General features: G+C 59.0%; 15 protein-coding genes. 9 read left to right on the top strand and 6 right to left on the bottom strand.

The window, feature by feature from the left end; all coding sequences use genetic code 11:
* The first annotated feature begins 328 nt into the window (after positions 1-328).
* The 4 genes from UH5x_RS16410 (at position 329) to UH5x_RS16395 (ending at position 5,860) form a co-directional block, all read left to right on the top strand.
* Positions 329-1,456, top strand: a complete 1,128-nt coding sequence (locus tag UH5x_RS16410; protein WP_482633050.1) for a KpsF/GutQ family sugar-phosphate isomerase — start codon at positions 329-331, stop codon at positions 1,454-1,456.
* A gap of 19 nt (positions 1,457-1,475) precedes the next feature.
* Positions 1,476-2,000: a KdsC family phosphatase gene (locus UH5x_RS16405; RefSeq protein WP_482636008.1), complete on the top strand. Its 525-nt coding sequence runs from the start codon at positions 1,476-1,478 to the stop codon at positions 1,998-2,000.
* Complete coding sequence (locus UH5x_RS16400) at positions 1,994-5,401, top strand: hypothetical protein (RefSeq protein WP_482633049.1); 3,408 nt, start codon at positions 1,994-1,996, stop codon at positions 5,399-5,401. The genes UH5x_RS16405 and UH5x_RS16400 overlap by 7 nt, the downstream gene beginning before the upstream one ends.
* A gap of 135 nt (positions 5,402-5,536) precedes the next feature.
* On the top strand, positions 5,537-5,860 hold the full coding sequence (locus tag UH5x_RS16395) for a hypothetical protein (RefSeq protein ID WP_236696786.1): 324 nt from the start codon (positions 5,537-5,539) through the stop codon (positions 5,858-5,860).
* Positions 5,861-6,653: 793 nt separating this feature from the next.
* Here the strand turns inward: UH5x_RS16395 and UH5x_RS16390 are convergent.
* From UH5x_RS16390 to UH5x_RS16370, 5 genes are all read right to left on the bottom strand, one after another.
* Positions 6,654-7,787, bottom strand: coding sequence for an IS110 family RNA-guided transposase (locus tag UH5x_RS16390; protein ID WP_482633045.1), 1,134 nt, complete (start codon positions 7,785-7,787; stop codon positions 6,654-6,656).
* 596 nt (positions 7,788-8,383) lie between these two features.
* Positions 8,384-9,925: a YifB family Mg chelatase-like AAA ATPase gene (locus UH5x_RS16385; protein WP_482633048.1), complete on the bottom strand. Its 1,542-nt coding sequence runs from the start codon at positions 9,923-9,925 to the stop codon at positions 8,384-8,386.
* A 120-nt stretch (positions 9,926-10,045) separates the two neighbouring features.
* Entirely contained in the window at positions 10,046-10,456 is a 411-nt protein-coding gene (locus tag UH5x_RS16380; protein WP_236696234.1) for a hypothetical protein, read from the bottom strand.
* A 72-nt stretch (positions 10,457-10,528) separates the two neighbouring features.
* Positions 10,529-14,395, bottom strand: coding sequence for an alpha/beta hydrolase family protein (locus UH5x_RS16375; RefSeq protein ID WP_482633047.1), 3,867 nt, complete (start codon positions 14,393-14,395; stop codon positions 10,529-10,531).
* Between the two features lie 127 nt (positions 14,396-14,522).
* Positions 14,523-18,125 carry an MSCRAMM family adhesin gene (locus UH5x_RS16370; protein WP_482636007.1) on the bottom strand — a complete coding sequence of 1,201 codons (3,603 nt, stop codon included), beginning with the start codon at positions 18,123-18,125 and terminating at the stop codon, positions 14,523-14,525.
* 259 nt (positions 18,126-18,384) lie between these two features.
* Here UH5x_RS16370 and UH5x_RS16365 point away from each other — a divergent pair, with 259 nt between their 5' ends.
* The 4 genes from UH5x_RS16365 to UH5x_RS16350 all read left to right on the top strand — a co-directional run bounded on the left by UH5x_RS16365 (position 18,385) and on the right by UH5x_RS16350 (position 21,564).
* Positions 18,385-18,684 (top strand): hypothetical protein, encoded by a 300-nt coding sequence (locus tag UH5x_RS16365; RefSeq protein WP_047814552.1) that lies wholly within the window; start codon positions 18,385-18,387, stop codon positions 18,682-18,684.
* Positions 18,685-18,756: 72 nt separating this feature from the next.
* On the top strand, positions 18,757-19,899 hold the full coding sequence (locus tag UH5x_RS16360; protein WP_047814553.1) for a helix-turn-helix domain-containing protein: 1,143 nt from the start codon (positions 18,757-18,759) through the stop codon (positions 19,897-19,899).
* A 296-nt stretch (positions 19,900-20,195) separates the two neighbouring features.
* Positions 20,196-21,215: an aspartate-semialdehyde dehydrogenase gene (locus tag UH5x_RS16355; RefSeq protein ID WP_482633046.1), complete on the top strand. Its 1,020-nt coding sequence runs from the start codon at positions 20,196-20,198 to the stop codon at positions 21,213-21,215.
* 31 nt (positions 21,216-21,246) lie between these two features.
* Positions 21,247-21,564 carry a P-II family nitrogen regulator gene (locus tag UH5x_RS16350; RefSeq protein ID WP_007327966.1) on the top strand — a complete coding sequence of 106 codons (318 nt, stop codon included), beginning with the start codon at positions 21,247-21,249 and terminating at the stop codon, positions 21,562-21,564.
* 334 nt (positions 21,565-21,898) lie between these two features.
* Here UH5x_RS16350 and radC read toward each other — a convergent pair whose 3' ends face one another.
* Positions 21,899-22,843 carry a RadC family protein gene (gene radC, locus UH5x_RS16345; protein ID WP_047814555.1) on the bottom strand — a complete coding sequence of 315 codons (945 nt, stop codon included), beginning with the start codon at positions 22,841-22,843 and terminating at the stop codon, positions 21,899-21,901.
* A 122-nt stretch (positions 22,844-22,965) separates the two neighbouring features.
* Between radC and UH5x_RS16340 the strand changes: the two genes are divergently transcribed.
* The gene (locus tag UH5x_RS16340; protein WP_047814556.1) at positions 22,966-23,304 is read left to right on the top strand and encodes a histidine triad nucleotide-binding protein; all 339 of its coding nucleotides are present in this window, start codon (positions 22,966-22,968) and stop codon (positions 23,302-23,304) included.
* The last annotated feature ends 360 nt before the right edge of the window (positions 23,305-23,664 follow it).

The following is a 23,664-nucleotide window of genomic DNA, read 5'->3' as shown; positions in this document are numbered from 1 at the left end:
GGCACTCTTGCCCGTCAGAGTGATGGATATCGGCCAACCAACAACGAAATCCAGAATCCGGTGAGCGAAGGACTCGATGTGGTCCCTCGCTCACGCGTCGGGTTGTGATTTGCACTCGGTTCTCGCAGGAAGCACTGAAACACCAGCGAGCTTGTGCCGAAATCGAAGCGCGTTCGGGCCCGTTCCCTGCGACTGGTGTTCTGTGTTTCACGCCGTCGCGGGTTCGACTTGCGACGCCGTCGCCGTTTTCGCTATCGTCGCGCGTTGAGAATGCCCCGAAACCGCGTTCGAGGCACCGACGACCCGCGACAAGAGCAAGGACGCGATTGTGGCCCCACAACCTCAACCAAATCACGGCACGTCCATTTCGACGTTGACGCCGCTTTCGCCGTTGGACCAAATTCGTTTGGTCCGTGAGACGATGCTGCGAGAAGCCGACGCCATCCAAAAAGCCGCCGCGATCGCTTCGTCCGATGCCGCGGAAGCCGCCGCTTGGATCAGTCGCTGCGAAGGATCGATCATTTTGACCGGGGTCGGGAAAGCTGGCTTGATCGCTCAAAAACTGGTCGCAACGTTGGCCAGCACCGGATCACCCGCCCACTTTTTGCACCCCATCGAAGCCGTGCATGGTGATTTGGGACGCGTGCAGTCCAAGGATTTGGTGTTCGCCTTTTCGAATTCTGGACGCAGCGAAGAAGTCGTTCGCGTGGTCGAGTACCTGAAACATCAGGCCTGCGGCATCATCGCCGTCACCGCAGACCGAGAGAATCCGCTGGCAATGCTGGCGGATCATGTCGTCCCAATCGGACGCCACCGCGAGGCCTGCCCGGATGGGTTGGCTCCCACCAGTTCCACGTCGGTGATGTTGGCTGTTGGAGATGCGATCGCGGTCTTGGCGTCACGACTGTGCGGGTTCACTCCCGATGATTTCGCTCGTTTTCATCCCGGCGGTGCCTTGGGACGAAAGCTGGCCGATGTGCGGCAAGTCATGCGTCCACTGTCCGAATGCCGGGTTGCGCCGCGAACGATCTCCATTCGCCAAGCCATGATGGTGGGTGGTGCCGGACGTCGAAGTGGGGCGATTCTGTTGCTCGACGAAAACGACCGACTAGCCGGGATCTTCACCGACAGTGATCTCGCACGGTTGTTGCAACAGCGTCAAGAAACCAGCTTGGACGAACCGATCGAACAGTTCATGACCAAGCAACCGATTTGTGTCGCGGACGACGAGCGTCTGCCGCGGGCAATTGAGATTCTGTCAGAACGCAAAATCAGTGAATTGCCCGTGGTGGATTCGGATCAACGCCCCATCGGGGTGATCGACATCACCGACTTGGTCGCGACGGGCGATGTTCGCCAAATGACCCCCTCCATCCCTGTCTCAACCTCGTCCAATCAAGACGACTCATCCGGTGAAGATGGGCCTCGTTGTATCCCCATCACTTCTGGAGACTGATTTGTCCTCCCGCCATCCCATGATTTCAGATCGTGACATCGCCGGCAAAATCAAATGCATTTTGTCGGACGTCGATGGCGTGTTGAGTGATGGGAAACTGTATTACGACTCCACCGGAGCAGAGACAAAAACGTTTCATGTTCGCGACGGGTATGGCATCAAAGCCTGGGTGAATGCGGGACTGCAGTTTGGGATCATCACGGCTCGTCACAGCGACGCCTTGACGCGTCGGGCCAAGGAATTGGGCATTGAGCATGTCGTGCAGAACTCCAGCGACAAATGGCAATCCGCGACCGAGATGATGTCGGTGATGAAGGTCACCCCGGAAGAGGTGTGCTACATCGGCGATGATGTTCCCGACATCACGGTGATGCGCCGGGTGGGGTTGGCCGCTGCACCGGACGACGCCGCCATCGATGCTCGCGAGGCCGCGCACTGGATCACGCGTTTGCCGGGTGGAACGGGCGCGGTTCGTGAATTGATCGAACGTCTGATGCGAGCCGGAAACACTTGGCCGTCCCTTTCGAAAGACCCTCCATGCTGACGCAGTTGCGCGACTACTTGGTCGGCCTGTGTGTGTTGGTGGCAGCGGCCGGTCTCTATCAAGTCACCGTGGCGGCATGGCTGACGCCGCCCGAAATCGTCGCTGCGCCCGTCGCTCCCACCAAAGTGAGTGGTGGCGATGGCAACTTGGATGACTTGTTTGCTGACACGGATTGGCAACGCGGTCGCACGATTCGTTTGAAAACAGACGACGGGATGCTGCTGTGCCAAGAATGCACCCAAAAAGACGGTCAGACGTGGGAACTCAAACCGATCACGATCGTCATCGGTCGCGGCCTGAATGAGGATGGTTCGAAAGAGCCGATCTTGATCACCGCCTCCGAGGGTGCTTCGATCAAATTCGATGCCCCGTTGGATGTGATGAGCGGTGTCGCACCTTCGATCGAACGCGGTCAACTTCGCGGCGAAGTGATCATCCAGCGATCAACCCTGCCCACTGGCGACGCGGCCGAAATCGCTTCGTCGGCCTACCAGGTGCGTGGGATCGCCGCCGAGCCTCCGAATCCCAAGGACGCAGGGGATTCCGTGCTGCACATTCGGACGTCCAACGTCGGCATCGATCGCCGCACGATTTGGACCAACGACCCCATTCACATGCAGGTCGGACGGGCCACGATGATCGGGCGTGTGCTGACCTTGCACTTGGCCGCATCCGCCGGCCGATCCAACGACGTCACCGGCACCTTGGACCGCATGGAGTTGGTGTACCTGCAGAAACTAACGCTGCCACTGGATGACCCACACGACCCGTCACAAGACGATCGCAAGGGCGTGGTCGAAGTCCGTTGTGGCAACATGATTCAGTATGACTTTGCGCTCGATCAATTGAGTCTGAATCAAGACGTGGAACTGATGCGATTGCCCGCGTCCGCGATCGAAACGGCCAACCAGATTTCGCCACCGCGAGAAGATTGGATCGACCGCTTTCGTTGTGACTCGTTGGTGATGACGCTGCGTGACCCACTGAACTCGAAGTTGCGGCGTGATGACGCCTTGGACTGGATCGATCGCGTCGAAGCGACCGGTTCTCCCGTGCAAATGGACATTCGGTCACAAGCGTTTGGGATGACCGCCGGCCGGGTTCTGTTCGATCCGGTGGAAGGTTGGTTGATCGCGGATCCCGTTTCGGCCGGCGATGTCGCTGGCGCGGTTCAGCCAAACAGTGCGGCGGCCAATGATCCCAACCGAGACTATGTGCGACTGCAGCGTGGCGACTTGGAAGGCTTTCTGTCGCAGATCCGGTATCGATTCAATCCGGCCGAGCCCAAGCAATTGGGAACCATCACGGTCGAAGGTAGCGGACGGGTGTTTCACCATGCCGCGGATTCCGCGTTGCGTTCGTTCGCTTGGCAAGACGGATTGCAAATTGAACCGCAAGGCATCGCGACCACCGATCAAATGCAGGTCAAATTCGCGGTCTGGTGCGAAGGCCAATTGCAGGCGATGTTGGCCGATGGCGGATCCTTCTTGGCCGACCGCGTCGAAGGCATCCTGAGTCCCGTTGCCGATGTCAAACCCAAGCGTTTGGGGGATTCTCAAAACTCGGAGGGTTCCTTGGACCAAAAATGGTTGCCGGAAAGCCTGGCAGCAATCGGCAACGTGCAAATCAATTCGTCGTCGTTGCGTGCCCGCACGAATCGCATGCATCTTTTCTTTCAACATGGAAAAGAAGCCCAGAACGGACAAGGGAATCAAGAGAGCGACGATCCGATCCGCAATTGGGTCCGGCAACCTGATTCGTCCAACACCGCCGTTCGTGATCGTTCGAATCCAAACCCGTCTCAGCCAGCGACGATCCGTGGTGACATGGTGGCGGCGACGTTGTCGATGGACGGTGGAGACTTGACCGCAACGGACCTCAGCGTGACCGGCGGAGTCGAAGTCACGCATCCCATGAAAACTCGCGTTGCGAAGACACCGATTCCTGACAGCGGTGCGAGCACCGTTCCGGCGACCTTGTTGGCCACCCTGACGGGAGAGAAGCTGCGTTTTCGGGATGGTGGTGGCAGCGATGTGATGGAACTGACTGGCACGCCCAGCGTTCCGGCACGACTTCAGATGGGGGACGGCTATTTCATTGGTCCTCAAATCCAAGTTCGACCGGAAGACAACTTTGTGTGGGTCAATGATGCGGGGCAGTTTGTGCTGCCATCGCACATGTTGCCATCGCTTTCGGTCGCTTCTCGCAACCCATCGCAATCGACGGCGCGGTGGTCGCGGCCCCCACGTTGTCGCTTTGGTGGTTCACTGACGTTCGACGGAAAGGTCGCGACGCTTGCGGGCGGCGTGGTCCTCGACACGGTGATCACCCAAGACGAATCGACCAACGAAATTCAGATGCGTGGCGATCAGTTGATGTGGACGCTGACCGACCCGATCCACCTGCGAACACCCGCCAGTTTCAAAAAGTCCGGCATCGCCGAAATTGCATTGGTGCAAACCGGATCGCAACCGGTGGAATTGACCGTGGACCAGTTCGCTCGCGATGGTGTGCATGAGTCGCGGCATCATCTGCAAACCTCTCGCCTCGCGTGGGTGCCGGGGGCGGATCCCAACCCAGCCGTGCAGAACGCCGCCGGTGTCGCTCCGGTTTCGACCAGTGAGGGTGCCTCGGGAATGATCATCGCGCCGGGCCCAGGTTCTTATCGAGCTTGGTTGCGGAACGCGAAAGGCGGCAATTTGTTGACCAGCAATGCGCCTGCCAATTCCCATCCTGCGAGCAACGCCACGGGCTCACCAAACGGTGCACCGGATTCGCGATCGTCGGCTTGGAACCCCGGCATGATTGAGGACCCGAATGCTTCGGCCTCGGGAGCGGGAGAACGCTCCGAGCCGACGATCATGGGCGTGCACCTGATCTTCCAGGAATCGATGCAAGGCGACTTGCTGGCCAAAACGTTGACGTTTCGTCGAGGCGTGCGAGTGGCCCAGCAAAACCTGCCGGACTTTGAGACGTTGATGGACGCCAGCCGAATGGATTTGTTGTCGGAAGGCGAATCCACCATCGATTGCGATGCCCTGCGAATCGCGGTCGATCCCAGTGTTCCGTTTCGGCAACGCACCATGGGCACGACCACCACCGCGTGGGAAATCGAGGCCTCGGGCGGGGTGTTGTTTCGAACTCGGACCGATAAATCGGCGTTCACGGTCACCGCCGACCGCTGTGGCTACGCTGCGGCCAAGGACTTGTTCACCGTGTTTGGGGCACCCACGCGTCCGGCTCGATTGCAGCAAACGACGGCGCTCGGCAAGCCGGGCCTGAATCTGGAAGTGGGCCACGCCACGATGCGATTGAAGACGATGGAGATTCTGTCGATGCCGACTTTCAAGGTGTTGCCGGGCGACATCTCTTCGCTGAACAATCGACCCACTCAGAGATAGTCGCCGGATAAACGGAACAACTGGTACGAAGATTGCGTTTATGGAGAGCATTCTCTGCATTCAATCCTGTGCTGGCCCGCTTGCTCGTCGTGCACACCAATTGGGGTGCAGAGTTGTCATGTCGATTTTGAACGGGTGAAAACCCTGCGTTCACCGCTCCATCCCACCACGGGCACCGAAGTCATGAGCCAACTGTTGGAAGCGACCCAGTCTGAGTGTCAGGTCCAGCGCACGCTGCAGCGCATCGAGGGCATGTTCCAGGAGCACGAGTCACTCGGCCGCCATGCGAGCAAGTTGAAGATCACCGTCCAAGAATCGAAGGTCGTTTTGGGCGGCACGCTGCCGAGTTTGGAATTGAGACGGCAATTGGTGCCTTCAATCCGCCAAGCCGGAGTCCTCTGGCGAATCGACAACAACGTCGCCGTGGAAAAGCCCGCTTCCGTCGCAAGAGCATCCTGAATTCCCTCCTGCGATTATTGAAGCGGACTCGTCTGATGCAACAGATTCGCAACCACTCCAAGTTGCGAGAGATGCATCTTCAAATGGGCTGCCGGATGGTGCCATCCACCCACCATGCAGGGAAATTCGCCCCGGAGGGGCCGACATCGGTAGCTCGGGGCGGAAGCCCCGAGACCGTTGGTGCCCCCTCACCATGTCGCCCCGGACGGGGCCGTCGTGGATGATGTGGCTCGGTATCGGCACGAAATGGCAGGCACGATCTGCCGCTCCGTGACGATTGCGCGGACGTGTTGCCCAATCGAACGATGGGGCGGTGATATGCCGGCGACCTTGCGACCGGTGCTGCCTGTGTCCAAGCGGCCGAACCGCGGAGCGGTGACAGAGGAATCCAAACTGCATGTTGCTGCTTGGTTTGTTTTCTGCCGGCTGTCGTCGCTGCTATGTAGGTTTTTTCGTCAAGGGTGAATTTTGGATCTCGCTGGGAGATTCCGATCTGCATCGCAAGCTGCTATTCGATCGTGACAGGATTGCCGTCAGATCAGTAAACGAGTTCGCTTCGCAAAGCGGGTGATTCAAGTGAGAGCCGGATCATTCTCCGCGACGGGTAGGACCCAGCGACGATTCGATCGCGACTCTCGAAGGACTCTTGGCCAATGCGGGAATCTCTTCAAAAGACTTCAAGCATCAACCCTGTGACGAAAATTCCTCTCCTAGCAGGTGACGGTTCGGTTGTTGGATGTGGTTCAACTTCAATTGCGGATTCAGTGGCATCGCACGGTGGTCGTTCTCTCTTCTAGGCAGCTTGCATCCTCGAAGCCTCTTGAAGATCAACTGGGCCGCTCCGCCCGAGTAGTTCGCTCGACACACCGCACTCCAAGGCACGATGCCACATCACCACCCCGAGCTTCCGCATCATCGCCACGAGTGCTTTCTTGGTTCGTTTGCTTTGGCCCTGTTTGATCCGATGGTAGTCCTTCGCCGCTGACTCACTCCGCGAGATCGATACCCAAGCCGCTTGACAGAGCAATTTGCGAAGTCTGGCAGGCCCCTGACGCGTGATTCGGCCTTTGCGATTGTCACTCTCTCCACTTTCATGACTCGAGGGAACCAGCCCCAAATACGCACCAACTTGCCGGCGATTGCTGAACCGCGTCAGGTCACCCATCTCGGTCAGGAACGTCATCGCCGTCAACAGCCCAACACCAGGGATCTCACGCAGCCTTTTGTGAGCAGCGGCGTAACGCGATTCGCCCGATAGTTTTCGCAACGCGCTGTCGAGCTTGGTCTGTTCCTGACGGAAGGCTTCGTAACGATCCGCTAGTCGCTCGAACGTCGCGGCGACGACCGAGTCCATCTGAGCGATCACGTCTTCTCGCAGCCAGCGAACGAATCGCTTGGTCCAGTGGGTTTGATACCACGACGGCTTGGTGATGCCGCGTCGTTTCAGCCCCGAGAGGATTTTCAGTTTGACGCGAGTCAGCTCGTCGCCGACGTCGATCCGAGCCCGGACGAGCTCCCGGTCATCACGAAGTCGCTGGGGTGGTGTCCAGACGACCGGCAGCGAATTACCGGCTAAAACGTGACCACGGACTTGTTCCAATAGCATTTGAGCGTCCTTGGCATCCGTCTTGAGCTTGGCGGACTTCGGGGTGGTGGGCAACAGTGATGGCGAAAGGACGTAGCATTCGATGCCCGCTTCGTGCAGTTCGTCGGAGAGTCCGAACCCGAGCCCGGAGGCTTCGTATGCAAAGACAATCCGCTGGCACCGCTCTTTGTCAGCGAGCCGTTTGATCCGCGCGATCATGTTTCGGCGTCCCGATGGATTGTTTTCGTGGGCAAGTTGCTGGGGCACTTGCGTGCCGACGGCGTAGCGAAGGAGCATGCTGCGGTCGTGAAGGTCGCAGCCAATCATGATAGACTTGGACATGGATTTGGTACCTCGTTGTGGATTGTTTCAAAAGCTATTAAACGTCCCAACGAGTGTGCCAAATCTTTTCCACTCTGACCTGCCCCCTCCATAGTTTCTCCGCGACTGGTTGTTTGGGAGTGGCGTCTTGGGACCTTGGGTTGAAACCCAAGGCTGGTCGGCTGCCGTCACTCTGTGACTTTTGCGCGAACGAAAGGCCGGATGGTGCCATCCACCCACCATGCAGGGAAATTCGCCCCGGAGGGGCCGACATCGGTAGCTCGGGGCGGAAGCCCCGGGACCGTTGGTGCCCCCTCACGATGTCGCCCCGGACGGGGCCGTCGTGGATGATGTGGCTCGGTATCGGCACAAAATGGCTGGCACGATCTGCCGCTCCGTGACGATTGCGCGGAAGTGTTTACCCAACCGAACGATGGGGTGGTGAAATGCCGGTGACCTTGCGGCCGGTGCTATCTGTGTCCATGCGGCCGAACCGCGGAGCGGTGAAATCTGTCAGCCTTGGGTTTCAACCCAAGGTCTGGACGACGGAAAAGACAAAGCAACAGCCGCGGAGCGGCGGCATCTGTCTTCACGCGAATCGCCATACCGGGCCGGCGCTACACCCAGAGGTCAGCGTCGAGGTTTCGGTAGCCGATGGCTTCGGCGAGGTGTTCTTCGCTGATCGCGGGTTCTCCGGCCAGGTCGGCGATCGTTCTGGCAACTCGCAAGATTTTATCGTGGGCTCGGGCGGACAGGCCCAGTGATTCCACGCCGGCTTTGAGCAACGTTTTGCTGGCGGTGCTGAGCTCACAATGCTGCCGTGTTTGCCGGCTGCTCATTTGGGCGTTGTAGCGGATCGGGCTGCCTTCGAATCGTTCGGCTTGCACATCCCGAGCACGCATGACGGACTCACGCATCATCGCGCTGGTCTCGCTCGACGCGTCACGAGCCGTCAATTCCTCAAAGGGAACCGCCGGAACCTCGATGTGAATGTCGACCCGATCGAGCAGCGGACCCGAAATCTTCCCCATGTACCGTTCAATTTGGGGCGGTGTGCAATTGCAGCTTCGTCGAGGATCCGAGCGATACCCACACGGGCACGGATTCGCGGCTGCGATGAGCATGAAGTCAGCGGGAAAGGTGGTCGACCGGAGGGCTCGCGAGATGGTCACGACGCCGTCTTCGAGGGGTTGTCGCATGACTTCGAGGGTCTTGCGATTGAACTCCGGCAGCTCGTCCAAGAACAGGATCCCGTTGTGGGCCTTGCTGATTTCACCCGGTGCCGGTGGGCTGCCTCCGCCAACCAACCCGGCGTCGCTGATGGTGTGGTGAGGGCTGCGGAAGGGACGGCGAGCCAGCAAGGGTTGTTTGGAAGGCAATTGCCCCACGGCGCTGTAAATGCGAGTGGTTTCGATCGATTCGGCGGGCACCAGCGGAGGCAGGATGGTTGGCATGCGTTTGGCCAACATGGTTTTCCCGCTTCCCGGAGGACCGATCATCAGTAAATTGTGGCGGCCGGCCGCGGCGATCGTCATCGCTCGCTTGGCAGACTCTTGGCCTCGGACGTCGGCGAAGTCGACTTCGTATTCGCTGAAGGCTTCAAAGATTTCTTCGACGCCGCTGGGCACAGGCGGCACATCGATCTCGCCGGCAAAGAACGCAACGCACTGGGACAGACTGTCGACGGCGATGACTTCGAGGTCTTCGACCACCGCGGCTTCGGCAGCCGATTCGGTGGGCACGACCAAACCCTTCAGTGATTTGTCCTTGGCGGCCTCGATCGCGATCGACAGGGCGCCTTTGACCGGGCGGGTGATGCCTTCGAGGGCCAGTTCCCCGACCACGGCGTAGTCTTCCAAGCGATCGAGCACCAATTGACCGCTGCCCGCCAGGACACCTAGGGCAACCGGCAGATCGAACGAGGGTGCTTGTTTGGGCAGGTCACCGGGAGCCAGGTTGATGACCACGCGATCTTGCGGGCGGATGAAACCACTGTTGACGATCGCTCGTTCGACGCGGTGCGTGGATTCTTTGACGGCTGCTTCCGGCAAACCCACCAAGATCGTCTTGGGCATCGCGGCTGGAGAGATGTCGACTTCGACATCAACAGGCATCGCTTCGATGCCGAGCAGCGTGAATGTTTTGAGCCGTGCCAGCATCGATTGTGTGCCCTTGCGGAAACCATGATCCAGGTACCGATGATGACGGCGGCGCCCGCACAAAGCAACCAGGGACGCGATTCTCGCCGTGTTTCAATGCTTGGAGGCGACGCAGCCGTCTTAGCGTTGGTTGGCGGCGTCTGCTGCTTCACGGGCCGCGGTGATGGCTGGCAGCAGCAAACCGACCAGCAATCCAAAGGTCAACAAACCGAACACGATTCCAAGGATGAGTTTGAGCTTGGCGGACTGAAAACGTTTGGGAAGACTTCCCGTGGGAGCATTCGGTTCGGTGAGGAATGGGTGTTGTTGGGCAAGGGAACGCCACTGGAAAAGACGGAACAAATACCAGGGGAAGATGATGACCAAACCGATGCCACTGCAGAAAAAGCACAGCACAATCGCCAGCCAAAATTGCCGGGCGTCCTTGATGATCGCTTCCACCTTTTTGACAACGTCAGGTGGGAGGCCTCCCGTTCCAGGGCTGAACGAGGTTTCGGACACGTTGCCGGCAGCGTAAGGATTTTCTGACATCGATGAGAGAATCGTTTGAGAGCGAGAGCGGATGGAATGAAAATGTCGAGCGCAATGCGGGCGGAGGCAGGCTCATGGGAATTCGCTCAATGGGACCAACAAAAAGTAGGAGTGTAAAAAGCAGTCTCGAGCACCCCGTTCATTTTCGGCGATCAACAAGGCCTTCATCTCAACCGGGATTGTACGCGTTCGCTTGCCCGTCACTTGCAAGTAAGTCTGTTGTTGTGCTTGGATCCAGTCTCGAAATTCAGCCTCCGTGGGATCCAGCTGTTCTGGGACATTCCCCTTCTTGAGATACGCCAATTCACCCATTTCATGCTTGACCGAATCAAGGAATTCTTTGGCACTGATTTCAAACGCACCATCGTCCGATTCAAGTGACTTCCAAGCATCGCGGCTTTCAATCGCCCCCGTCAAATGCAAGTGGTACCGCGTCGCTCCAACGGCTTGGAAAGAGATTGTTTCCTTGCTGCTGACGTTCAACGTGATTTTGCTTTGTGTCGGTTGGATCTGCAGGTCAGGAGTGGGCAGTGAGTCTTCGATGAGACGGCGATCGAGATAAAACAGTCGGTTGCCCGAAGCCACGTAGATCTTCGAGGACGTCAGTGCCATCGATCGCGTGACCGGCTGCCTGAGTTGGTGGACGTACACAGAGCGGGGCCCATCCAAGTCGATCCGCGTCGTGGGATTGGACGAGTCATGCGGGAAGAACTCAAGCAAACGCCCAGCCCGATAGACACCCCTGGAAGTGGCATGGAGTGGTCGGTCCGCTGGCCAGTCCTTGAGACTTTCGGGGCGAAGAAGGACGGAATGTTGGGAGCTGTTTTCGCCGACCAAGAGAGACTCGCCCGCGATCCTCGTTCTTCCCGCCAATTGATTGAGCGGCGTCCAGGTTGTCTTGGGGGTTTCCACCAAGGCGGTTTTTCGTTTGGGGTCGCCCGACCACAATGTTCCGTCCCAAATGATCCCGTCCTCGAGCGTGTTGGCAAGGCAGGCGAGTGGATCGCAAAGTGCTGGTTCGATCTCGGTCAGGTCGGAGGCTTTGAGCCGAACCAAAAATCGAAGCGCGAGGCGCTGATTGGCGTCGTCTCGAGTCATGAGGGGCTGCCCGGCTGCCAAGAACTTTCCACCGACAACCTGCAGCGAATCAATCTCGTTGGCGAACTGCACCTCGGCGGTCGCGTTGGTTTCACCGATTTCGAATCTTTGGATTCGCGTTGTCTTCTGACCTGCTTCCTCGGATGCGGTTGCGACAAACAAACTGGTCGCGTTGAACGTGGCTCGTTGGACAGGTTGCGAAAAATCCAGTTCGAACGGGGCCGCATCGTCGCCCTGCCACAGCGAGACTCGCCATCTGCTTTCACCGGGGGTGCGTCCCCACATGACAAGACGCTCACTGTCCGGTCTCGCATGCAACTGAATCGCCTCCATCTGATCGATGGTCTTCGTTGGCAGGCTGGTGTGGACGATTGTGTGAACTGTTTCCAGACCCGCAGAGGTGTTGGCTGACCACTTCATGCGTTTGAATCCGGTGTCTGCAATCGCTGGCGTGAAGGTTGTGTCGGCAGCGACGCGGTGGACTTGATCCAGGACAGAAGCACCCTCGAGTTCCACACTTTCCAATTCACCTTCGTACTGAATTGGGAGGGACATAGGCACTCCGACTTGTGCTTCGATCAGCTCGGGGGCTCGTTTGAGTTCTGGACGAGGCACCTTGTTCAAGTCAAAGATCAAAAGATCTCGTTGAGAGACAATCAGGACGCGTTGGTCGTCTGTGTCGGCAAAGACATAGCACGTTCGGCGTTGGGGAAGATCCGGGTCGGGCTGGAGGGGGTGGACGGGGCGTTCGGGGGCATCGGACGCAGGCAAGGCGGCAGGTTCGGTTGGCGTTGCGATCAGCTCGGGCGGGGGCACATATTGGTTTCGCTGGCCACCGTAGTTCGAGCGGCGATCCTCCTGGATGGATCTCATGGTGGACTCCGCCCGGAAGGGGCGTGCTGCTTCCATCTTTTCGGAGATCAACCTATGCCCTTCGATGGATTGCAAGCCCACGCTCATCTCGTCCACGAACACGGCAACGTTCTCACCGCACCACCAAACATTTTCCAGATGCGAGGGAGCCTGTTTCGCCTCCATCAACGGGGTCGGGAAGGTCTCCAACAGGGCGGGCGATTCCCAAAAGGATTTTGACAACGGGTCCCCATTGACCGCCGCGGTCAGTGAAAGCTGTCGCTGAAGATTGGAGGCTGACGCGGCATCCTCTGGGAACTTCGCGGTGGTGGCCGATTGGCGAGTCTCAGTGCCGTGGTGATACCGCCAGCGAGGAAAGTTCTGCAGGAACGCGAGCCGAGTTGTTGAAAGTCCCGCATCCGGAGCTGGAACCGTTTCAACTTCCTCGGTTTCCAGGTGGACGCGGTAATGGCTGAGGTATTTTCGAACGTGGAGCAGATTGGGATCATCCGGTACGAACGCCAGTTCTTTCCATCGTGGCGAGTTTCGTTCAGCTTGCTCGGTGAGGGTTTCCCAAGCAATCGACAGTTGCTTGGATCTACGCAGATCGGAATCGGATTCGAAGACCGCATCGTCCCGCCAAAACACAACCTTGGCCGGATCCGCGGCATTGACCGCGACGCGTCGAGCCTGCCCCCAGTCCAGTTGCGCGAAACTGGGGCCGACGTCTCCTTGGAGGATGGATTCCATCTCGAAGGCCAGGATCCCGGTGGGATGGCCTGTCACATAGAGTTGATTGGATGACTCGTGATAGCTCGCGTCGGTGACTTCGAAATCGAATTGAAAGCGTGTGGCCGCAGGATGAGACGAGAGGGCCGGCGTCAGTCGGGACTCGAAGAGCGTCGCTCGTTCCAAGTGGGTGCGGACGAATTTGGCCTCCTCGGGGAAGGACCCCATGGGTATTTCAATTGGCCGGTTCGTGATCTTGGCCTTCATTCGCAGCCATGGGATCGCATTCGAGACCCCACTCAAGACATTGAAATGGTCAGCGTTTTTTTGGGTCCGAAGGGTCACCTCGGTTCCCTGCTTCTTGAGTTGAGAGACAAATTGTTGGCTGGATGCGAGTGGAATCAAATCATCCTCGGTGCCATGAAGGATCAGGGTTGGGACATTGATCTTGGCAACGTGAGCGGATGGCAAAAACTGCCGGATTGCCTGAGGGAAACGGCTTGGCATGCCAGCCAGTTCCGTCGTCAGCGATTGCAGATCGGCCGCGCTGATCGTCGTCGCGGGAGCAAACGTGACGCAACCTTTGATTCGCGAGTCGAATGCCGTCAGCATCAGAGCGTTTCGGCCGGCGGAACTGTGCCCGACTGCAAAGAGTTGGTCGGCGTCGATTCCCGGTATCTTCTGCAGGGCGTACTCGATTGCATTCAGTCCATTGACCAAGCCAGCATGAGAGGATTCATGGAGCAAGAACGCATCGCGCAGCTCGCCAATCGTCTCGGCATTCTCCTTCAGTTCGCCGTCCGTTTCATACGCAACAACTGCGAAGCCAGCGTAGACGTAAGGAATTGCTTCCGGCAAATCGCCCGGCGACAATTTCTTTCCCGTGAAATTGGTCGCACCCGCCGCCGCAAGGAAGATGCAAGGGATCTTCTCGCTGGGCAATTCGTCCGGCAAGTAGATCATCAGCCGATCGTTGTTGCCCGGCTCCGAGTCAGGAATCCCCAAGTCGACCTCATAGGCCAGTGCACCGGGATAGGATTGGGAGTCGCCCAGCTCAGGCAATGATTGACCAAGCGATGCCACGGGGGCGAGTTCTTGGACGCCTCTTTGGTTTGCGATCGAGGTGATCCCACCGCGACCACACCCCGTCACAAGAATCGGCAAGGTGCAGCAGAGTGCCGCGCAAAGTAGCGAACGGAAACAGATGCGAATGCTTGTTGGTGGGCTCTCGCGTGAAATCTCAACGTTCTGACTCGCCATCACTGAATCCTGTCAGGAGAACACTGCGTTCGTGTGCAGCGTGAGTTGTTCGGGCGAGACTCGCCGCGACAAAACCCGGGTCCGTGAGTATAGCCGGACGGTGACCTGAGTGGCGTTCACGCCGGGTTCAGTTGGACGTTCCTGTTGGTCGCCAACCGCGACGGAATGCTTCGAACGCGTCGCGAACGGCGGCGGGAGCTTGCCGACGGTTGCCGCTGTCTTGCAGTCCACGCAAGCCATCTTGTTGGCCAGGTGTGGACTGCGAACGCATGGACTGCGGTGCGCGCATGCCCAAACTTCGCAGGGCTTCTTCCACGTCGGATCGGTCCAAGTTGGGATCCGTGCCCGGTTGATCAATCGGTTTGACGTTTTGCCAACGCTCACGGAAACGTTGCAAGTCTTCCGGCGTCCACTTCAAACGGTCGAGCAAGTTCGGGTCCGGGTCTTGCCGAGTTTCGTCGAGGTAATCGAGCGCCATGTCGGTCGCGCGTTTGGTGTACTCCAGATCGGCCGGGTCAGCGGGAGGCAACTCGGTGTTGGATTCACCGTCGCCGTGGAGGTTTCCGCTGGCCGTGGAATTCCCATTGAAGTTGGAGGAATCGCCAGCTTGCGATCCCGCCGTTTCAGACCCGGCTGTTTCGGACCCGCCGGGGGACGCTTCGGAGTTGCCAGGGTTGGATGAGTCTTGGTCACCGCCTGATTCGTTAGGGGCACCTTGTTCATTCGGGGCGCCTTGTTCATTCGAGGCACCTTGTTCCGAGCCATCGCCAGATTTCGAGTCATCGCCAGCGGAGGAGTCTTGGTTGCTAGGACTTGGGGAGCTCGATTCGGAAGAGCCCGATTCGGAGGAGCCAGCCTCGGATGGTTCACCCGAGGCGTCGCCATCGTCGGAGGAGGGTGAACCGTCTTGAGGTTGCCCGGGATCGCCTGCTTGCTCTCCGGGCTTTCCCGTTTGCGAGTCGGGCGATTCTGAACCTGGGTCTCCCGACTCGGTCCCTGGCGCTTCTTCTCCTGCCGCATCATCGCCTGACGGCGAGCCTTCTGACGAAGGGTCCTGCGACGGAGAATTTTCCCCGGCCTGGCCGTTTTCGGATTCGTTGTCACCGGAAGCATTGTCGCCGGACGGATCGCCACTGGATTGGTCGGAACCGTTCTGCTTCGACCCCGGTTCGTTGGACCCATTCGCGTTGGAGTCGTTGGATTGCGACTCGGAGTCGGGGCCCTCTTGGTTTTCGCCTGGCTGTTGTTCACCGGGGGATTGCTGACCAGCGTTTCCAGCTTGTTGCTGGTTCTCTTGTTGTTCTTTCAGGTACTCGTTGATGCGTTCGAAAGCTTCCGCGTCATCTTGCGGCGCGGATTGAGGCGAGCGTGAACCATCAGGCTCCTGCGAGCCTTCCGGATTTCCAGCGGTGTCCTTGGATCCGTCTTGGTCGCGACCTGATTCAGACGATCCCGATGAGTCTTGCTGACCAGCGTCACCGTTTGGCTGGCCGTTGCCTTCCTGGTTTGGGGGTTGCTGACCGGGGGCTTGGTTGCCTGGCGGTGAACCTTCGGCTGGTTGTTGGGTGTCGCCGGACTCACCGGCACCTGGTTCGTCTCCGCTCGATTGGTTCGGGTCTTCCGACATCGCATTGGGATCGCTCGAACCTTCGCCTGCGTTGCCAGTCGATGCGTCACCGGGTTCGGAACCGTCGCTGCTGCCCGGGTTGGCGTTGTTGTTCCCGCTGTTGGAATCGGATTCTGACGGATCGTTGGGGTCGGAGTCGCCGTCCGAAGATTCGCCATCCGCAGAGTTGCTGCCTGAGGAGTTACCGTCGGACTCGCCGCTGTTTTCGTTTTCGCCGGTTGGTTCCGAGTCGGATTCGCCGGAGCCACTTTGGCCTTCACCGCCCTGGCCACCTTGTTCGGATTGTCCACTCTCGCCGCTTCCACCGCCGCCTCCCGATTGACCTTCTTCGCCCGGTCCGGAGCCATCGGGTGAGTTGCCATCGTCAGGGGTTTGCCCGTCGTTGTCGTCTTGTTCTTCCGGGGTCTGGGGTTCGGGGGTACGTCCAGCGACAATTTGCAGACGCACCGGTTCGGTGCGTGTGACGCCAGGCTGGATGCTGGGGTTGTTTGCATCGCGTCGATTGTCGGTGGCAATCGCAACGACTTCCACTTCGTCACCGACCATCAAACGTGACGAGCGTGCTCCACGGCGGCCAGCGCTGGCCAGGATCATTCGCGAGGGGCGGAAGCGATACTCAGCGATTTGGTTGCCCTTCGCACCGGCCTCGTTCTTCCACAGCGAAGCGCGAGCGATCACATCGATGCCGCGTCGGATTTCGATTTCGATTTCAGACAATCCAAAGTCCACATCCGCTGCGTGGATCTCGAACAGTTGTTGAGCGTCCAGCGGAACGGGTTTGGGCGATTGGCGGGGCACCACGATGGTGATCTCCGGTGGCAGATCACGAATCACTTCGATCGGATAGATGATCGGGTCGGAGTTGGATTGTTCGGCTTGGTCCCAAACGCGAATGCGGTAGCTGGTCAGTTCCACGGCACGCGTGGCCACTTCGCCACTACGCAGATCAAAAGGCAACTCCAGCGACGAGCCATCATCGCTCAGTGTCATCTCGCGAACGCCTGCGGTGGCCCGGGTCTCTTGGCCCATGGGTTTGGGATTGAACTCGACCACGGCGCGAGCGACCGGGCGATTGACTCGGGCTCGCAAGATCACACGCGTTCCATCGACGCCTCGAATCGAACCGCTGCGACGAATGCGGGTGGTTTCTCCGGTGTACGCCGGTGGTTGGTATTGGACCTCGGTGACGCTGACGACGGGCGTGTCACGAATGGTCCACTCAAACGGTCCGGCCACCGCATCCCCAGCCACAATCTCATAGCGCTGGACCCCGGTGGCTTGATGCGAAACGCGGATCGATGCGGTGTGAGCGACGGTCGATCGGGTGGCCGTTGCTTCGTCGACTTGCATCTTGGTGGCGCGGCCTTCAGAGGCATCGTCGCCAGACGTGCTGTTGGATTCGTCTGGGTTCAACCAGCGGAACTCGACCGTTTCATTGTCTCGCAGGCCACGAACGTTGGCAGCAACCTCCACCGTTCGTCCGGCCAGGATCTCTGCGTCGCCTGGTTGAACGTCTGTGATTTGGACCCGGTTGGCTGGCCGGATGTCGGCTGCGGGAGCCATCAGTCGCGCGGCCGATTGCAACGCGTTCTTGGGGGAGGCGATCGCATAGATCACCAACACGGACAGCAGCGCGATTGTTGCGATCCACCAACGCAGCAGCCCGGTGGCTTCCTCGGGCAAGGCATCGATCGAGCGTAGCTTCGCGGCGGTGGTCGCGCCGATGGACTGGACGACGCGCTTGGAAAGCTGGCCTTTGGAGGCTGAGCCGCCCGCGGTATCTTGGGCCGTCAGGGTGATGTAGCTGGAAAGAGCGTGCCCCAGTTCGGGATGGTCTCGTTCGAGAGCCCGGGCGGCGTAGTCGGCTCGAACCGACGATCGCAGCACGGGCCAGACTGAACGCACGGCGTGGACGACGGCGGCGACGATCGCGATCGCAGCGATCACCAACCGGCCGATCGTTCCGGGCGACCAAATCCATTGGTCCATCACGATCCAGGCCAGCATCGCGGCCATGCCCACCAAAACACCGCGAAGGATTTGACGTGTCAGTTCGGCTCGCCAGAGCGCGGACCGAGCCGCATCGATTCGCGACTGAATCAAGGCATCGTACGCCGGTTTCGCTGCCCCCGAAGCCGCCCGAGATGGAGGGTCGGGCGAGGGCGTTCGCGAATCAGAGGTGCGGGGGGACGAAACGACGGACACGCGGTCTATCCAAAAAGGAATCAATCAAACGTCGCAAGCTGCCGATGGCGACGAGAACGCAGGCACTCGAAACACTCTCATTCTATTTGATCGGCGATCCGAGCATCTTGGAACCATCGATCTCCCTCGACAAAACATTTGCTCGGTTGAAAGGTGTATGTTATTTGCGGCGAAGAAAGTTCGGCTTCTCAGCCTTGATTGGGTGAGTCCAAACGCTCCATTCGGGGTGGCTTTGTTCGTTTGCAACGATTTCGCGGGCATCTGCCTGAATACACCGGGCTGTTTTGTTCGAGATTTGTTTTCGGTGAACGATCATTGTGAACATATTGGGGATGTATCAAAGAAGCGGATCGACCGGGCAGTGCGCTGTTCCAAGATCTTCGATTTGTTGTCGATCACTTTCAGTCGACTTTCCGATCCTGCCGCCTTGGGGCAAGATACAGACGGCGATTCGTGAGATTGACACCGTTTTCAGTCTGGCGCGGCACGGATTTCAACCTCAACCTTTTCCACCTATTCCAAATCGGCCATGAGATACGCTTTTCGGCTCGCAGAACTGCTTGGGCACACACCTGATCGGCGGAAACGCCCCGGTACGATCAAAGCGATCGTCGAGCACACCGGATTGGATCGACACCAGGTGGCTTCGCTGCTGAAGAACGAAGCCAAGTACATCCCGCTGGATGCCCTGTCGCGGTTGTGCGATTACCTGATCGATCAAGGGCACGCGACCGCGGATCAGTTGCCCGGCGCCCTGTTCGCCGTCAACGCAGAAAACTTCTGGGAGCAATTGGCTCGCCGCAGTGACATCGAAATTGTGGTCGGTGTTCGCCAAGGCGAAGGCAGCGTCTCCCCTGAGAACGCGATGGTGGTTGCCAGTGACTCGGTGCTGGTCGGCGAGCTGCTCAACGGAATCTCGACCTTGGGCGGTGTGGCCAAACACATCGGCGAAGGGACCGAGACGAACGCCACGACTTCGGTGCCCATGCCCGACCGGATCCAACAATCGTTGGTTTGGAGCCCCGGCCAAGTCACCTTGGAAGACGCTCGTTCGCGTGCGACGGAGGTTTTCGAAGGCTTCACCGAAGCTCAAGGTGACCGCGGGATGGTTTGCATTGGCAGCGTGAAGAGCAACCCGGTCGTTGAATTGCTGTTCTCCGACGCGTTCGGATGCACACCGTTCGTGACCGAAGACGACGTGGACGACGTTTCGGCACGCAGTTGCCCATTCTTCCTTCGCTATCGTGACAACGACCCGAAACCGGGTGCCGCTTCGGCTGGCATGCGGTTGAGCAAGAACATGGACGCCCCTGAACCGGGCTTCTACTACGAAAAAGACGACGGCACGTGGGAGTACGCGGGTGGACAGGGCAAAGACACCGCCCTGGTGTTCTACCTGTTCCACGAAGCTCTCGGTCGTCTGGACATGGTGCTCAGCGGTTTCTCCGGCCGAGCGACTCGCTTGCTGGCCAAGACGTTGGCGATCCGCGGCGAAGAATTCTGGCCACCCGTCTACCACGAAGCAGGCGTCCAAGTCGGTGCCTTCTTGGTTCAGTACGACGATGCGGAATCCAAACCCAGCCGCGACGATCTGCTCTACAACACCGGCGGGGCTGCCAAAATCATGCCTCTGTCCCGCGAAGCGATCGCACGCCGAATGGCTCGCCGCTAGGGCGAACAGAACCCGTACGATGGACTTCCGAGTCCGTCGTGCTGGCGTCTTCGACGGGCTAGGAAGCCCGTCTTACGGATTTTGACGCCCGTCGAGGGGTGTTCTTCGTCCAAGGAAACGATCGGCCGCGAACCTGAAAGCGGGTGCGGGTGTCTCCGGGGCGACTCGGGCCTTTTTAGCTCACCAGCTTTTTCAACGTGCCGGATGCAGTGTTTCCCGTTGCGTTTGCGTCTGGAAAGACCAAACTAAACCCCCCGTTTCCCTCCCCACTTTGTTTCTCCGTCTCCTGACCACTCATGTTTGATTGCGTTGCACTCGTCGGTGCCACCGGTGCCGTCGGCCGAATCGTTCTGGACCAGCTCCACGCTCGCAAGTTCCCCATGCGGAAACTGCGATTGCTTGCCTCGGCTCGCAGTGCCGGCACCCAGGTTCGTTTCGGCGATGAAATGCTGACGGTGGAACTGATGGAACCGTCCGCCTTCGAAGGCGTCGACCTGGTCATCGCCAGCACCCCAGACGAAGTCTCGGCCGAGTTCACCCCTTGGGCGGTCAAAGCCGGCGCCATTGTGGTCGACGAAAGCGCGTATTGGCGGATGGACCCGACCGTTCCATTGATCGTTCCCGAAGTGAACCCCGAAGCGGTCGATGGTCACCAAGGTGTCATCGCCAGCCCCAACTGCAGCACGACTCAAATGGTCGTTGCACTAGCGCCCCTGCACAAAGCCGTGGGCATCCGCCGGGTCATCGTCAGCACCTATCAGGCGACCAGCGGGGCTGGCTTGGCCGGCAACGTCGAACTGGAATCCAGCACACGCGCCAGCCTCGACGGGCAAGCCCATTCACCGGAAACGTTCCAGCATCCGATCGGGTTCAACCTGATCCCTCAGATCGGATCGGAAAAGCATCTCGGCTACACCAGTGAAGAGATGAAGATGGTGCACGAGACCCAAAAGATTCTCGGTGACGATTCCATTCAGGTCTGCCCAACCGCTGTTCGTGTTCCGGTTGCGATCGGGCACAGTGAATCGATCTTGGTCGAAACCCGTGAGCCGATCACCGCCGAAAAGGCTCGCGAGCTGTGGGAAGCCGCCGACGGAATCACCGTGGTCGATGACCTGAATGCCAAGTCCTATCCCATGCCGCGTGATTGCGACGGCAAGGACGATGTCTTCATCGGCCGAATCCGCCAAGACATCAGCTCCGAAAACGGAATCGCGTTCTGGTGCGTCAGCGACAACCTTCGCAAAGGTGCCGCGACCAACGCCGTTCAAATTGCTGAACTGCTGGCCAAGAAACACCAGCCCGCCGCTCGATGATGAACTGAGTCGCTGTGTCAAACCCTTCAGAATGCCGGATGCGATCATGAAACAAGTCGTCACCGTCGTTTCACCGCACCTGGCCGAGAACGTTCTCGCCGCCCTGCGTCGGGCTCCGCTGGAAGGGTTGAGCGTGATGGAGGTCAAAGGCTACGGCCGTCAAAAAAGCTACCTCGATCAGTACCAAGACACCGAGTACTCCGAGGCCTTTGTGCCCAAGGTCGAGATCACACTCTGGGTCGATGACCTGCGTCTGGAAGAGGTCCTCGACAAGATCGTCGCGGTCACTCGCACCGGCCGCATCGGCGACGGCAAGATCCTGGTGATGCCGGTTGCGTCGTTCATTTGATCGAAGCGACAAGCGATTAAGCAGGTCGGCTGGAATGATCGGGCACAACCCATGTGAGCCGTTTGGGCGTTCGCCCCGGTTGCGCGTGAAAACCGTGGCTAACGCCAACGGCTCACATACCCGATGACACCTGCGTACCTGCTTAGCAACTAGCGGTCTGTCACAGCTAAAAGTGAGGGTTGATCGTAGTGGACGAGGCCACGAGTCCTTGGATTCGACGCCAGTTCAGGACTCGTGGCCTCGTCCACTACCCTAATAACAAGTCCTGACAGACTACTAGCAACTAACGTTGCGCTGCGTTGCACCGGCCGAATTCTGGTGAATCCGGCTGCCATCAGCACTCTCGCAGGCTCAGGCATCGTTCTTTCGCGACCACGATGTGGTCCAACACCGTGATGCCGATCAGCTTGCCGGCCTCGGTCAATCGCTCTGTCACCGCGTGATCTTCGCGGCTGGGCGTTGGGTCACCCGACGGATGGTTGTGGACCAGCAACACGGCCGCGGCCGCGTCTCGGATCGCCGGCCGGAACACTTCGCGGGGATGCACCAGAGAACTGTCCAGCGTGCCAACGGTGATGCGATGCGTACGAATCGGTTTGTGTTTGGTATCGAGCGTCACGATGTGGAACTCTTCCTGCACCGCATCGCCAGCCAGGTAAGCGAACTTCTGCGCGCAGTACTCGGTCGCTTCGGTGGTGCTGGTGATCTTGACGATTTGCACCGGACGTTCGCGAGCCGCTTCGGTTGCCCGGCGGCCCAGTTCAATCCCGGCCATGATCTGGCAGTAGCTGGCTTTCGTCACTGCTTTGGTGATGTGCCGCAGTTCCGAAACGCTTTGTTCGCGAATCGCGTCGAGTTCCTCGTCAAAGTGATTGGCCAGCTTCGTGCCTCCTGTCGTGGCCGATTCACCCACCACACCCACGCGAATCAGAATCGCCAGCAGGTCTGCGTTGGAAAGCGATGCGGCGCCCTCTCGCAGCAAACGTTCTCGTGGTCGTTCTTCTTCCGGTCGCTCTTTGACTTGATCGCCGTGGATCTGATCTTGGATCCAGCGGTCGATCAATTGGATCGGGTCCGTGGAGGCCCAGGTGTAGTGAAGTTCATCGTCAGAATGAACGCGTTCCAGTACACCGGCTCGGACCACCGCATTGATGGTTCGGGTGACAAAGGCGGCCTGGGTTTCCTCCACCAAATCCGGCAATTCGCTCTGGCGAAACTGGGGGTGGTAGGCCAGCGGGTACAGCACGGATTGCAAACGTTGACGTCTGGTTTCGCTCATGGGGCAGCCCTTCGTCCGCGATCATCTAGAAATTCCAACACAGCGAAGATACCCTAAATTCACTCGACGCCTTTTGTTGGGCATCCATTTGACCCGCCCGCGACCTCGGTTTTTATCGCAACATGCCATCCATCTTTTCGAAAATCATCGCCAAAGAGATCCCGGCGGACATCGTCTACGAAGACGATTTGTGCCTGGCGTTTCGTGACATCGCCCCGAAAGCCCCGACGCACATCTTGGTCATCCCCAAGCGCGAGATCGTGTCGCTGGCGGATTTGACGGACGAAGACCAAGAGGTGATGGGCCGCTGCGTGGTGGTTGCATCCAAGGTCGCTGCGGACGAAGGATTGGGCGACGGATATCGCTTGGTCGTCAACACGGGAGCCGATGGCGGGCAAGAAGTCCCGCACGTCCACTTTCACCTGCTCGGCGGCCGCAAAATGACCTGGCCACCAGGCTGAGCCCCGCCCCCGTACGACCACACGCCAACGTAGCCGGATTCGCCAAGAATTCGGACCGCACCTGTCGCCGCTCCGCGGCTTGGAGGACGCGGGTTTGCAACCGAGACCTCGGGTTGCAAACCCGAGGCTGACATCTGTCACCGCTCCGCGGTTGTTGGCACCCACCGACGCGCACGACCAGTCGCGGTGCGACGACAGCCGAGAGCCTTGGGTTTTCAACCCAAGGTCATCCGCCTGCTGCACACAAGCCCTCAAGTCGCGGAGAAACTATGGAGGGGGCAGGTCAGAGTGGAAAAGATTTGGCACACTCGTTGGGACGTTTAATAGCTTTTGAAACAATCCACAACGAGGTACCAAATC

Source organism: Rhodopirellula sp. UH5 (genome assembly GCF_056839225.1).
This window is presented reverse-complemented; position numbering and strand designations above follow the sequence as displayed.

Bases quoted from the DNA above. Each gene is read 5' to 3' on its own strand.
- UH5x_RS16360 (WP_047814553.1), top strand. From the start codon at position 18,757: ATGAGATACGCTTTTCGGCTCGCAGAACTGCTTGGGCACACACCTGAT.
- UH5x_RS16355 (WP_482633046.1), top strand. From the start codon at position 20,196: ATGTTTGATTGCGTTGCACTCGTCGGTGCCACCGGTGCCGTCGGCCGA.
- radC (WP_047814555.1), bottom strand. From the start codon at position 22,843: ATGAGCGAAACCAGACGTCAACGTTTGCAATCCGTGCTGTACCCGCTG.
- UH5x_RS16385 (WP_482633048.1), bottom strand. From the start codon at position 9,925: ATGCTGGCACGGCTCAAAACATTCACGCTGCTCGGCATCGAAGCGATG.
- UH5x_RS16400 (WP_482633049.1), top strand. From the start codon at position 1,994: ATGCTGACGCAGTTGCGCGACTACTTGGTCGGCCTGTGTGTGTTGGTG.
- UH5x_RS16350 (WP_007327966.1), top strand. From the start codon at position 21,247: ATGCCGGATGCGATCATGAAACAAGTCGTCACCGTCGTTTCACCGCAC.
- UH5x_RS16375 (WP_482633047.1), bottom strand. From the start codon at position 14,395: ATGGCGAGTCAGAACGTTGAGATTTCACGCGAGAGCCCACCAACAAGC.
- UH5x_RS16390 (WP_482633045.1), bottom strand. From the start codon at position 7,787: ATGTCCAAGTCTATCATGATTGGCTGCGACCTTCACGACCGCAGCATG.
- UH5x_RS16380 (WP_236696234.1), bottom strand. From the start codon at position 10,456: ATGTCAGAAAATCCTTACGCTGCCGGCAACGTGTCCGAAACCTCGTTC.
- UH5x_RS16405 (WP_482636008.1), top strand. From the start codon at position 1,476: ATGATTTCAGATCGTGACATCGCCGGCAAAATCAAATGCATTTTGTCG.
- UH5x_RS16340 (WP_047814556.1), top strand. From the start codon at position 22,966: ATGCCATCCATCTTTTCGAAAATCATCGCCAAAGAGATCCCGGCGGAC.
- UH5x_RS16365 (WP_047814552.1), top strand. From the start codon at position 18,385: ATGTTATTTGCGGCGAAGAAAGTTCGGCTTCTCAGCCTTGATTGGGTG.